Genomic DNA, 13065 nt, shown 5'->3' on the forward strand with positions numbered 1-13065 from the left:
GATACTGTCTTCGTCTCGGTCACGACTCTATGTTGCTATTCGCAAATCACCTTTTCCATCTGGATCGCTCCTTGGCCAAGACCCACTAATTCTGTTGGGTCCCAAAGCTTCTCAGACCACCCAGCCTTCAGATAAAAGCCTACCGCGTCAGGGGCAGCATTAACGCGGAGAATGCGGACCCCGCGTCTTTTGGCCTCTGCCTCAATGAAATTGTTTAGCCTGAGACCGTATCCCTTTCGCTGTTTGTGCTGAACGATAGCAACAAGTCTCACTATGCCAGTTTCGCCCCGTTCATCCAGCCGCGCCACCCCGAGCGGCTCTTCGTTCTCAAACAGAAGGAAGGGTGTATTTCCATCGGCGCGATCATCTGGGTGGTTCTCATCGTAAGAGATCGAATGCCGACCCGGCGCAAACAGCACCTTTTGCCGAATGTCGTGCATCGCGCGCCAGTCGTCTGGTATGGTAACGGCTCTCAATTCATACGACATCGATCGCGCATCTCCCTTATCTTTCTCGGACCGTACCCAGTCAGCGCCTTTCTTGATGGATCATGGACCGGCGAAGCCACTGAGCAGCTCCAGCGGGTGGCGCGTTCCTCTCGACGTAGAGAATTCCGTGCCTTTGTTTGCATAGCCAGATCCCACGGGAAATCGCCCAAGAATGCATTGTACTCTCACCCGCCCCCGGCGCTGGCTGGGCACCAGTCGGCCTGCTTATCACACGTGAATGTACTCCGCAGGTCACGCATGCTGCCACTCAATCAGCTTCACCACCACACAAAGTGAGGAACACCCGATTAAATACAAAACGACAGCCGCTACATCCGCTGGATCGGCAGCGCGTCATCCGCACCGATGCGTTGGTGGTCAGCAGCTTGAATCGCCTGAGTTCGCGATTGCATCGTTTCCACGCAAGATTTCTATTTTCATATCTATGAAATTAAGTTAGTGATTTTCAGGTTATTGCCGGAGATCAAAATGCCGTTGCCCCTTGAACTTCAGTCCGCTTGGCGAGCCAATGCGCGAAGCACAGCCATCGACGTGCCGCTTTCCCCGGCAGAAAGTGTAGACGTCGTCATCGTCGGAGCAGGCTTTTTGGGGTTGTCGGCTGCGCTTGATCTGGCGCGGCAGGGCAAGAGAGTGAGGGTGCTCGAGGCGAAGGCCGTGGGCGAAGGTGCGTCCGGCTTGAACGGCGGCCAGGTCATTCCAGGATTGAAATATGATCCGGATTGGCTGCTTGAGAATTTTGGGGAGGCGCGGGGACAGACTTTGATCGCGTTTGCGGCCTCGACGGCGGATTGTGTCTTCGATCTCATTAGTCGAGAGCTTCTCGACGTTCCCCGGGTTCGAAATGGTTGGATCCAGGCCGCCCACACCGAAAAGGCACTTGCAGCTGCGCGACGGCGCGATGCGCAATGGCGCGCCCGAGGAGCCGATGTGCGCATGTTGGACGCACGCGAGATCGAATCCCTGACTGGTGCACGCGGCTATCTCGGCGGCTGGCTCGATCGTCGCGCTGGCATCATCAATCCGCTATCCTTCGTCAGCGAGTTGGCGGCGACCGCTGCTAAGGCAGGTGTTCAGATCGCCGAACGCACGAAGGTGCGGTCAGTCAGGCAGGAAAATGGCGGCTGGGTCGTTCAGGTGGCCGATGGCCGATCCGTAAGATCGCGATTCGTCATCATCGCCACCAATGCCTATAGCGACCAACTTGTGCCGGGCCTTGCCCGTTCCTTCGTGCCGCTGCACTCATTTCAGATCGCGACGGACCCGCTGCCGGACCATTTGCGACGGATCATTTTGCCCGACGAACAAGCCGTCTCCGATTCCCGCAGAATCCTCGTCTACTATCGCAAGAGTACGGACGGGAGGCTTGTGCTCGGCGGCAGGGGGCGCATGGCGGAGCCAAAAAGCAAGAGCGATTGGAAGCATCTGGAGCGTGCGATGCGGCGTCTTTATCCCGAGCTTGCCGACATTCCGATTGCCAGGCGCTGGTTTGGCCGGGTTGCGATGACGCCCGATCACTTGCCGCACATCCATGAGCCGGAGCCCGGATTGCTGACCGTCGTCGGTTGCCAGGGGCGCGGCGTCGGCGTGATGACAGCGCTCGGCCAGAGGTTTGCCCGCTACATCGACACCGGAGATCGCGCCGTGCTGCCTTTTCCCGTCACCCCCATCCGGCCTATTCCTCTTCACGCGTTCCGGCAGGTCGGTGTCGCCGCGACGATTGCCTGGTATCGGCTGCTGGATGCTCTCGAAAAATGAGCATGGAATATCACGCTTGACATTTTTCATAAAAATGAAAAATATAAGCTGAATTTCATTTTATTGCAGGCCGCACCATGATCAATCAAGGCGTTCCGTCTCGAATATTCGACAGGACACGGATCTTCCGCGGCGCCATGCTATCGCCCGGCGCGATCGTAACGTTCGTGCTGGTGCTCTTTGCCGTCAGCCTTGTGGTGTTCCTGTCGTTTCGTATCAATGATGGTTCGTTGTTGGGCGCCGGCATCTCTGTGCAGAACTTCGCCACTGTCATTTCGGATCCGCTCTACGGGCTCGTAGTGTTGCGATCGTTGACGATCGCTGGGCTCGTAACGCTTGCAACGGTCGTGACAGCCTATCCGGTCGCCTATTATCTCGCGTTTCATGCCGGCCAGCGCCGCAGCCTGATCCTCTTCCTCGTTACGCTGCCGTTCTGGACGAGTTATCTGCTGCGCGTGTTCGCCTGGAAAATCGTGCTTGCCTACAATGGCGTGCTGAATTCGGCGTTGATGCTCTCCGGTCTTTCGTCCGAGCCGTCAACATTGTTTCTGAATACCCCGTCGGCCGTGGTGCTGACGCTTGCCCACGCCTATGCCCCCTTTGCCATCCTGCCGATCTTCGTCGCGCTCGAGACCATCCCGAGATCGTTAGTGGAGGCGGCGGCCGATCTCGGAGCGCGGCCCTTCACGACATTTCGGCGAGTCATATTGCCCAATTCCATGCCGGGGGTACTGTCGGCGGCCGTCGTCGTCTTTGTGCCGACAGTCGGGGACTACGTCACGCCGGCTCTGATCGGCGGGCCGACAAGCACGATGATCGGCTCTTTGGTGCAGGCGCAGTTCGGGAAGGCCAATGACTGGCCGTTCGGCGCCGCTCTGGCGGTTATGGTCATGCTGGTCATTCTTGCCGTGGTTCTCGTTGTCCGCCAGGCGGACCGCCTATTTGGGAGCCGGACATGAAGCGCCGGCAAATGAACGCTGCAAGAGGGGGATGGCTGCGTTGGTATGTCGGGCTTTACCTGGTCTTCCTATATTTGCCGGTCGCGCTGATACCGCTCTTTTCTTTCAACGATTCCATACAGGCCGCCTTTCCGCTGAAGGGTTTCACCTTCGCCTGGTATGAAACATTGATCGGAAACGAGACACTGACTGGCGCGCTCATGACCAGCATCTCGATCGGTCTCGCGGCGGCAGTTATCGCTACTCTTTGCGGCATCACCATCTCCTATATGGATACGCAGGTTCGTTCTCCCTTCGCCAAGCTTATCTCCGGTATCGCTCGCCTGCCGATCCTCATTCCCGGCGTGGTGGTCGGCATTTCGCTGCTGATCCTCGTGAACCTGCTGGGCTTTGGTCCCTCGCGGCTCGCGATCGTGCTCGGCCATGTTCTCGTCTGCCTGCCGACGACGGTCATCATCATGCGCGGCCGTTTCGCGTCCATTCCGCGCAGCATTCCCGAGGCCGCCGAGGATCTCGGGGCAGGGGAGTTGATCATTTTCCGGCGCATCATGCTGCCTCTGGCGCTACCAGCCATCGGCTCGGCCTTTATGCTCGCCTTTCTCACCTCGTTCGACGAATTCATCGTGGCTTTTTTTCTGGCCGGCACGCAGCCGACCCTTCCACTCTACATCTGGAGCCAACTGCGGTTTCCAAAATCGCTTCCGACAGTGATGGCTCTCGGAACGGTCATTCTCGCGGTGTCGATCATCATTGCCGGATGCGCCGAGCTTTTGCGGCAGCGCGGGCTTTCGCGTTCTACGTCTTCCAGTGCCTGAAATGAGAAAAATCACAAGAGGAACTGCCATGAAACATGATCATCGAGGAAGTTTCGCCAGAGGTGCATCGCGCGCCCTCACGGCTGTGGCCCTTTCGCTGTCGCTTGGCCTGCCGGCCTTGGCTGCCGATAAACTCACCTACTTCACCTGGTCGGGCTATGAGCTTCCCGACTTTCACAAGACATTCACTGCGGCCCATCCCGACGGCGTCGACATCTCCGTCTTCGGCGACGACGACGATGCCTTTACCAAGGTGAAGGCCGGGTTCCACCCGGATCTTGCACATCCTTGCTATGACAAGATTGCCCGCTGGAACAAGGAAGGCTTGCTGCAGCCGATCGATACCGCCAAGATCAAGAATTGGGACAAGATCTTCCCGGTCTTCCGCAACCTGCCGGATATTCAGGCCGGCGCGGGCAAGGTCTGGATGGTTCCTTGGGATTGGGGCAACACTTCTGTGCTCTATCGCACCGACCTCGTGAAGAATCCTGAACAGAGCTGGAACCTGTTGTGGGACAAGCAGTATGCCGGCCGCATCGCAACGATCGATGCCGTGCACGATACGCCGGTCGTCGCCGCGCTTTTGGCCGGCGTCAGCCCCTTCGATATGACGCAGGAACAGCTGGGCAAGGTTGCAGACAAGCTGCGTGAGCAGCGTCCGCTCGTCTCGGCCTATACGACCGACATGACCTCCGTCGAACAATCGCTCGCAAGCGGCCAGTTAGTTGCGGCGATGACCTGGAACGCATCCGCAGTCGCATTGAAGAAGCAGGGCGTGCCGGTGGAATTCATGAAGCCGAAGGAAGGCATGCTCACCTGGGCCTGCGGCTTCGTCATGCTCAAGGACGCGAAGAATACCGATCTTGCCTATGACTTCATCAATAGCCGACTTGAGGCGGAATCGGGCAAGGCACTCATCGAAAATTACGGCTATGGTGCGTCGACTACATCCGCCTTTGCTGCTGTTCCAAAGGACGAGTTGGAGAACTTGCAGCTCCCGCCGGATCCTGAAACCATGCTGAAATCGACCGTCTTTACCGGCCCGATGAAGCAGAACGACGATCTTGCCAAGATGTTTGAGAAGGTTAAGGCAGGCGGCTGAGCTTGCTATTCTTGGCCCGGATGCGATTGTCCGGGCCATTTCCAATATTTGAATATGGAGAGCCGATGGACGCGGACGAATTGACGAGCAGGGCGGAGCGTGAGGCCGATGAGGCCGATGTCCGCGTAGGCCGGCGCGTGCGGGCCTTGCGGCTCGAAAAGAACCTGTCGCTGGCGGATCTTGCGTCCAGAGCAGGAATATCGATCGGGGCGCTTAGCCAGATCGAACGCGGTATGTCATCGCTGCGCGTGCGTGTCATCTGGCCGCTGGCCGCAGCACTCGACGTGGAGCCGTCAGCGCTGATCGCCGACGGCAGTGAGCCCGTGAACGACCTCTACTGCGTGCGGGCAACCAGCCGTCGTCCCTTGCCGGTCCATTCGGAAGGGATTACCAAGGATCTTCTGTCGCCTCCCGGTGCATCCCTGACCGGCATGGTGGTCACCGTCGAGCCCGGTGGCGGCACGGATGCCTATGCCCACAGCGGCCACGAATTCGGTATCGTCACGACCGGTGAGGCCGAACTGGTAGTTGATTCCACGCGATATCTGCTAAAGACCGGCGACAGTTTCGCTTTCAAGAGCACCTTGCTGCATTCTTTCCGCAATCCCGGCACGGAACGCTGCACCATCGTATGGGTGAACACGACGAAGCCTTCAGAGGCGCGTGATGGCGATTGATGCCTTGCTTCGCCTGGAGAAGGTCTCCAAGCATTTCGCAGGCGGCATTGTCGGCCTGAATAATATCGACCTTTCGATTGCAGAAGGAGAGTTCCTGAGCCTTCTCGGTCCTTCGGGCTGCGGCAAGACCACCACGCTGCGTGTCATCGCGGGCTTCGAAGCTCCGACCGAGGGAGAGGTTCGGCTCGACGGAAGAGACATTACGCTCCTTCGCGCGTTCGACCGTCCGGTCAACACGGTGTTCCAGGACTATGCGCTTTTCCCGCACATGTCTGTTGCCGAAAATGTCGGCTTCGGCCTATCGCTCCGAAAGATTGCCGGCCCCGAGCGCCGTAAGCGCGTTTCCGCAGCGCTCGACATGGTTGGGCTGGCCGACAAGATCAATCAGCGCGTTCAGGCGCTTTCCGGCGGCCAGCGTCAGCGCGTGGCGCTTGCAAGAGCGATCATCTGCGAACCACGCGTTCTTCTTCTCGACGAGCCTCTTTCCGCGCTCGACGCGCATCTGCGCGAGCAGATGCAGGTGGAGTTGAAACGGTTGCAGCGGGAGCTGGGCACGACATTCGTGATGGTCACGCATGACCAGACCGAGGCTCTGTCGATATCCGATCGCATCGTCGTCATGAACAAGGCTGCTATTGAGCAGATCGCCTCGCCATCAGTGCTTTACGATCAGCCGGCGACAACCTTCGTTGCAGGATTCATCGGGACGATGAACCTGCTGAATGCACGCCTGGTCAGCCGCGAAACGGGGACCCTGCGCTTCGCCGCCGGCGCTCTCTCCCTCGATATGCCGGCAACCGGAGCCATCGAGCTGCGGTCGGGCGATGGCGTGATCATAGGTGTTCGTCCTGAGGATATTCTGGTCTCGCACGAACGCAGCGAAGGTTCAGTCGGCGTCGCTGTGGAAGGCGTCGTTTTCCATGGGCGCAGTTTGCGAGTCCATCTTCTCGCCGAAGACAAATATAGCCTGACGGCCGACATACCCAGGCAATCAGCGCATGCCGCCTTGGCGACTGGCGACCGCTTCTTTGCCTCGCTCCGACCAGGCGCCTCTTGCCCGATACTTCCGGCCTGAGCACACCAACGACAATGGAGAACACATGAACAATCACCTGAAATTCTTCATCGACGGTTCCTGGGTCGATCCCGTTGCCCCCAAGACGATTGAGGTCATCGATCCATCGACGGAGGAAGTCTATACCGCAATATCCGCAGGCTCGGCTGCAGACGTCGATAAAGCGGTCGCAGCGGCAAAGAGCGCCTTTGCGAGCTTTTCATTGACGTCCAAGGAAGAGCGTCTGGTGCTCCTAAAACGGATTCTCGAATGCTACAACGAGCGCTTCGAGGATATCGCTCAGGCAGTCAGCCAGGAAATGGGCGCGCCTCTTCCGTTCGCGCGGGATTCCCAGGCATGGGCCGGACGCGGACACATGGAAGCGACCATCGCCGCTTTCGAGGACTATCAGTTCACTGAAAAGCGCGGCTCAACCACTGTCATCAAGGAGCCGATCGGAGTCTGCGCGCTGATCACGCCGTGGAACTGGCCGCTGAACCAGATCGTTTGCAAGGTTGCGCCGGCGATCGCGGCAGGATGCACCGTGGTTTTGAAGCCCTCGGAAATCGCGCCGATCAGCGGCATCATCTTTGCGGAAGTGATGGCGGCGGCTGGTACGCCGAAGGGCGTCTTCAATCTGGTGAACGGCACCGGTCCCGATGTCGGGCAGGTCATGGCGGGGCATCCGGATGTTGACATGGTCTCGTTCACGGGTTCTACGCGTGCCGGTATCATCGTCGCCAAAACTGCCGCCGACACAGTCAAGCGTGTCGCTCAGGAACTTGGCGGCAAGTCGGCCAATATCATCCTGCCCGACGCGGATTTCGAGACTGCTGTGACCAAGGGCGTCCAGGGTTGCTTCAGCAATACCGGCCAGTCTTGCGATGCGCCGACCCGTATGCTGGTGCCGGCCGACCGTCATGAGGACGCTTTGGCAATCGCCGGGAAGGCTGCCGAGGCCTTCAAGACAGGCGATCCGCGCGCCGATGGCGTCGATCTTGGGCCAGTCGTCAGCCAGATCCAATACGACAAGATCCAGCGGTTGATCGAAAGCGGCATCAGCGAGGGTGCGACCTTGGTAACGGGCGGCCTGGGCCGGCCGGAGGGATTGAACCGTGGCTATTATATCCGCCCGACGGTTTTCGGACACGTGACGCCCGAAATGACGATTTCGCGCGAGGAGATCTTCGGCCCGGTTCTGTCGATCATCTCCTACAAGGACGAGGAGGATGCCGTGCGCATTGCAAATGACACCGTGTACGGCCTTGCTGCCTATGTTCAATCGACGAACATCGATAACGCACGCGCCATCGCGAAACGCATGCGCGCCGGCTCGGTCTATCTCAACTATCCAGCCTGGGACACGTTCGCACCTTTCGGCGGCTACAAACAATCGGGAAATGGGCGTGAATATGCCGACTGGGCAATCCACGATTTCCTGGAAATAAAGGGTGTCGTCGGTTGGGCCTAACCGGGTGGCAGTCAGCGCGAGGCGCTGGATGTCCTTCCGTCAAAGGTGATCGAGACGCAAATGCTTGCATTGCGCTTGCCCCCTTCGGACGTGGATTGTCCACATCATTCATCATATCAACGACGGTAGGCGGGCTTCAGCCAGGCATTGCTCGCGAATAGGCAGCCAGAATGAAGCGTTCGGCCTGGAATAGGTATTTTTCCAACGCGTCGGAAGCACTCGCCGGCGCCCCCTCCTCCAGATGCGCGAGAATAGTCGCGTTCTGGCCGACATAGGGAGCGTGCAGATATTCGGGATCGCGGATCAGCCCGAAGACGAGACGCAGCTCAAGCGAGATCTGCGCATAGAAGGCCGAAAGCCTGGGACTGTCGGCAAGCTCGACGATCGCGGCATGAAAGGCGATATCGGCGCTACCGACCTCCAGCCATTCGCCACGTTCACGATGCTGAACGGCAGCATTGATGGCGGCACGCATCTTGGCAACGCTGGGGTGACGGTGATGCGCATTGGCGAGTGCCGAACACTCGATCAGACGACGAATTTGGAAAATATCCATGATCGTCGAGATGCTCGGCGTGGAGACGAAGACGCCGCGATTGGCCTCATGGCGCAGCACACCCTCTTTCGTCAGCAGCCGGAAAACCTCGCGCAGCGTATTGCGCGAGACCTGCAACTCCTCGCAAAGAGCCGCCTCGGATAGATGGCTGCCAGGCGAGAGCGTGCCGCTGATCACGCGCTCGCGGATGCGGGCGGCGGTCAGTTCCGCAACCGTCTGCCCTGTCTCCGCGACAATCGTCGGCTCGATGCTGGCAAGATTTGTCTGCTTCATTCGCTCTCCCGGCATCTGCACTCAATCGTCTTCGACGCCCGCTATATCAGGCACTTGCTGGAAACCGAGTGGGTATTCCGCGTGTCTGCGGCTATCGGCCTGTCAACGGCAAGGTCATAAGGACGATTTTGCGCAGATTTGCCCCCATTTTTGATTGGCAACATGAAAATTGTTGAACAATATAGACCATATTGTCGTTTGATGCTATCTCACGTCCTCACAAATATAACGGGAACGCAGATACAGATGTTCATGAGACGCCTGTTTTGTAGAAAAACATCGCCTGCCTTTGTCAGGCTGCAACGGGTGTCGGCATGAGCATGCAGCGGTCCGATCTCTGCGAATGCTCCTGCATCATCGATGCAAGGAACAACACGGCTATCATCTCGGATGCCATGACCGATCTTCCCAATGCCGAGGTAAGCGCATGACCACGCCCGCAGACGACAACAAACCGCTTCTGTCCGTAACGGATCTGACTGTTCGGTTCGGCGAAAATCGCGTGGTCGAAGGGCTTTCCTTTTCGGTCGAGCCGGGGCGAACGCTCGCAGTCGTCGGTGAATCCGGCTCCGGCAAATCGGTGACATCGCTTTCCATCATGCGCCTTGGCGACATGATGGGCGCGCGCTTCGAGACAGGCACTATCCTCTTCAACGGCAAGGACATTCTGAAACTCTCGCAGAAGGAGATGCGCGCCGTTCGCGGCAAGGAGATCGCCATGATCTTCCAGGAGCCGATGACCTCGCTCAATCCGGTCTTCACTATCGGCGACCAGATCTGCGAGATCCTTCTCCTTCATGAGAAGATCGGCAAATCCGCTGCCATGGCGGCGGCGCAGCGCCTGCTGGAAATGGTGCGCCTGCCGGATGCGCAGGCGCTCTTGAACCGCTATCCGCACCAGCTTTCCGGCGGCATGCGCCAGCGCGCCATGATCGCCATGGCGCTTGCCTGCCGCCCGAAGCTGCTGATCGCCGACGAGCCGACAACAGCGCTCGACGTGACGATCCAGGCACAGATCCTCAACATCATGCGGGACCTGCAGAAGGATCTCGGCATGGGCATGATCTTCATCACTCACGACATGGGCGTGGTTGCCGAAATGGCTGATGATGTCGTGGTCATGTGGAAGGGCAAGAAGGTCGAGGAAGGCCCGGTTCGTGAGATATTCGCCAATCCCAAGCACCCCTATACGAAGGCGCTTCTCGCCGCAGTGCCGAAGCTTGGCAGCATGACCGGCCAGGATTTTCCGAAGCGCATGCCGCTGACCGTTCTCGACGGCGGCGAGCCGAAGATCGTTGGTGAGGAACGGATCCAGAATACCGCCCGCTACGACCAGCAGCCGCTCCTGTCCGTGCGCGACCTCTTCGTGCGCTTCGATATCAAAAAGAATATATTCGGCAAGGTCACGCATCGCTGTAGTGCCGTCCAAAAGGTCGCTTTCGATATTCATCCCGGTGAAACCTTGGCCCTTGTCGGCGAATCCGGCTCCGGCAAGTCGACGATTGGCCGCACCATCCAGCAGTTGCAGAAAGCGCGCTCGGGCGAAATCACCTTCAACGGCAAGAGTTTTGCCGCCATGTCGGCGCTGGAGCGATTCCGGCTTCGCCGTGACGTGCAGTATATTTTCCAGGATCCCTTTGCTTCGCTCGACCCGCGCAAGACAGTTGGCTTCTCGATTGCGGAACCGATCAACACCCATGGCATCATATCTGGATCAAAGGCGGTACGCCGCAGGGTAGACGAGCTTCTGGAGCGCGTCAGCCTGACGTCAGCCCATGCCGATCGCTATCCGCATGAGTTTTCCGGCGGCCAGCGGCAGCGCGTCTGCATTGCCCGTGCGCTTGCCTCCGATCCGAAGCTCATCATTGCCGATGAGGCGCTTTCTGCCCTCGACGTATCGATCCAAGCCCAGATTATCAACCTGCTTATGGACCTGCAGGCCGAACGCGGGCTCGCCTATCTGTTTATCAGCCATGATATGGCCGTCGTGGAGAAGATCAGCCACCGCGTCGCCGTTCTCTATCTCGGCCAGATCATGGAAATAGGCAGCCGCCGGCAGGTCTTCGAAACCCCCATGCATGCCTATACGCAACGCCTGATTTCAGCCGTGCCGATCGCCGATCCGACGCAGGAGCGCCGAACCGCCCTGTTGGAAGGCGAGATCCCCAATCCCGTCCGCCGGGTCGGCGACGAGCCGCCGATCCTGGCTCACGAGGAAATCACCTCAGGCCATTTTATCGCCAAGAGCGCCTGAACGACCGCAAACCGCAATATCGATCTGAAGAGGAAACAGGTTCAATGAAAAAAATGAAATGGGGACTGAAGACCGCTCTGACAGCACTTGTCATGTCGGGTGTCGCGATCAGCGCTGCTCCGGCTTTCGCGGCGGGCAAGCTGACGGTTTCGTCGTCGCAGGATCCGGGCAGCTGGGATCCGATCGACACCTTCCTGGTGGCATGGGCCGCCGTTTCGACCAACATTTTCGACGGGCTCACCTATCGCGGCCCCGATCTCAAGCTGGTGCCCGGTCTTGCCGAATCCTGGGAGGAATTGGATCAAGGCAAGCGCATCCGCTTCAAGCTGCGTCATAACGTCAAGTTCCATGACGGCGAGCCCTTCAATGCCGAAGCGGTGAAGTTCACCTTCGACCGCCTGCTGGGCGAACAGGGCGCAAAGGGACCGCAGCGCTCGAATTACACCGCGATCGAAAGCGTTGACATCATCGACGACTATACGGTCGACATGAAGCTGAAGACGCCCGATCCGGTGCTTTTGACGAAGCTTGCCGGCTACGGCGCGATGATCGTTCCGCCGAAATACATCAAGGAAAAGGGTGAGGATTACTTCAACCTCAATCCGGTCGGCACCGGCGCCTTCAAGTTCGCCTCCTATACGCCGAAGGTGAACATCAAGCTCGAAGCCAATCCTGATTACTGGGGCGGTGCGCCGAAGCTTTCGGAGCTCGAATACCGCTTCATCAGCGAGCCGGCGACGGCCGTTGCCGAGCTTCAGGCAGGCCGCGTCGATATCGTCATTCCGCCGACCATCCCAATCGGCATGCTGCCGGTCATTCAGGGCGATTCCAAGCTCGAAATCGCCAGCGTTCCCGGCCCGACGGTTGATGCGCTGCGCTTCAACACCCGCGATGGCATCACCGCCGATCCGCGCGTGCGCAAGGCGATCATCATGGCAGTCGACCGCGACACGATCGTCAAGTCGATCCTCGCAGGCCAGGGGACCGAGATCGTCAGCTTCCAGAACTCACTGTCCTTCGGCTACGATCCCGACCTGAAGCCGCTTCCCTATGATCCCGCAGGCGCCAAGAAGCTGCTTGCCGAAGCCGGCGTGAAGCCGGGCGCTGCATTGCAGATCGACATTCGGGGCAATGACGCGACGATGAACGAGGTGGCGCAGGTCGTCGCAAGCTATCTGCAGATGGTCGGCCTCACCGCAACCATCAAGCCGTATGAAACCAACGTTCTGCTGAACGACATTATCCCGCAGGGCAAGACCGGCGCGATGTTCCAGCAGAAGTGGGGCGGCTGGACCTTCGACTACGACAACACCGCCTATTCGATGTATCACTCCGGCGAAAAGTGGAATCCGTATGAAAAGGATGCCGCTCTGGACAAGCTGTTGGAATCGCAACGCCCGCTCACCGATCGCGCCGAGCGCGAAAAGGTGCTGAAGGACATCGGCAAGTATGTCGCCGACAAGGCGCTCGAACTGCCGCTCTACAACAGCAATGCAATCTACGGCGTAAGCATGCGGGTCAAGGGCTTCGTGCCCGCACCCGATACCCGCATCAAGCTGAACGAAGTCACCGTCGACTAATCATCAAGCAGACGCCGCCGGCCCGGCCGGCGGCGTCATCCGAAAGCTCTCGGGGTAAGA

Annotated in this window: 11 protein-coding genes; 9 read left to right on the forward strand and 2 right to left on the reverse strand. The window is 58.9% G+C overall.

The genetic code is table 11. The annotated features are described in order from the left end of the window. Positions 1-35 precede the first annotated feature (35 nt). Complete coding sequence (locus GA0061101_RS28960) at positions 36-488, reverse strand: GNAT family N-acetyltransferase (protein WP_245297598.1); 453 nt, start codon at positions 486-488, stop codon at positions 36-38. Between the two features lie 489 nt (positions 489-977). On the opposite strand from GA0061101_RS28960, the gene GA0061101_RS28965 reads away from it, so the two are divergent. The 7 genes from GA0061101_RS28965 to GA0061101_RS28995 all read left to right on the forward strand — a co-directional run bounded on the left by GA0061101_RS28965 (position 978) and on the right by GA0061101_RS28995 (position 8342). Further along, positions 978-2264, forward strand: a complete 1287-nt coding sequence (locus GA0061101_RS28965) for an NAD(P)/FAD-dependent oxidoreductase (protein ID WP_092576344.1) — start codon at positions 978-980, stop codon at positions 2262-2264. A gap of 77 nt (positions 2265-2341) precedes the next feature. Continuing rightward, positions 2342-3223, forward strand: a complete 882-nt coding sequence (locus tag GA0061101_RS28970; protein ID WP_092576346.1) for an ABC transporter permease — start codon at positions 2342-2344, stop codon at positions 3221-3223. After that, complete coding sequence (locus GA0061101_RS28975) at positions 3220-4038, forward strand: ABC transporter permease (RefSeq protein ID WP_234903842.1); 819 nt, start codon at positions 3220-3222, stop codon at positions 4036-4038. Before GA0061101_RS28970 ends, GA0061101_RS28975 begins: the two co-directional genes overlap by 4 nt. Before the next feature lie 28 nt (positions 4039-4066). Further along, the gene (locus GA0061101_RS28980) at positions 4067-5140 is read left to right on the forward strand and encodes an ABC transporter substrate-binding protein (RefSeq protein WP_052212243.1); all 1074 of its coding nucleotides are present in this window, start codon (positions 4067-4069) and stop codon (positions 5138-5140) included. Between the two features lie 65 nt (positions 5141-5205). After that, complete coding sequence (locus tag GA0061101_RS28985; RefSeq protein ID WP_047557238.1) at positions 5206-5817, forward strand: helix-turn-helix domain-containing protein; 612 nt, start codon at positions 5206-5208, stop codon at positions 5815-5817. After that, a complete protein-coding gene (locus GA0061101_RS28990; RefSeq protein WP_092576350.1) occupies positions 5807-6892 on the forward strand; it encodes an ABC transporter ATP-binding protein in 1086 nt (361 codons plus the stop codon). Before GA0061101_RS28985 ends, GA0061101_RS28990 begins: the two co-directional genes overlap by 11 nt. Positions 6893-6917: 25 nt before the next feature. After that, complete coding sequence (locus GA0061101_RS28995; RefSeq protein WP_047640044.1) at positions 6918-8342, forward strand: aldehyde dehydrogenase family protein; 1425 nt, start codon at positions 6918-6920, stop codon at positions 8340-8342. A 136-nt stretch (positions 8343-8478) separates the two neighbouring features. Here GA0061101_RS28995 and GA0061101_RS29000 read toward each other — a convergent pair whose 3' ends face one another. Next, on the reverse strand, positions 8479-9171 hold the full coding sequence (locus tag GA0061101_RS29000; protein WP_167669613.1) for a GntR family transcriptional regulator: 693 nt from the start codon (positions 9169-9171) through the stop codon (positions 8479-8481). Between the two features lie 427 nt (positions 9172-9598). Here GA0061101_RS29000 and GA0061101_RS29005 point away from each other — a divergent pair, with 427 nt between their 5' ends. After that, entirely contained in the window at positions 9599-11425 is a 1827-nt protein-coding gene (locus GA0061101_RS29005) for an ABC transporter ATP-binding protein (RefSeq protein WP_092576355.1), read from the forward strand. A 44-nt stretch (positions 11426-11469) separates the two neighbouring features. Further along, a complete protein-coding gene (locus GA0061101_RS29010; RefSeq protein WP_092576358.1) occupies positions 11470-13005 on the forward strand; it encodes an ABC transporter substrate-binding protein in 1536 nt (511 codons plus the stop codon). Positions 13006-13065 lie beyond the last annotated feature (60 nt).

The sequence above is a fragment of the Martinezella lusitana genome (assembly GCF_900094565.1).
In the GTDB taxonomy this organism is placed as follows: Bacteria; Pseudomonadota; Alphaproteobacteria; order Rhizobiales; family Rhizobiaceae; genus Rhizobium; species Rhizobium lusitanum.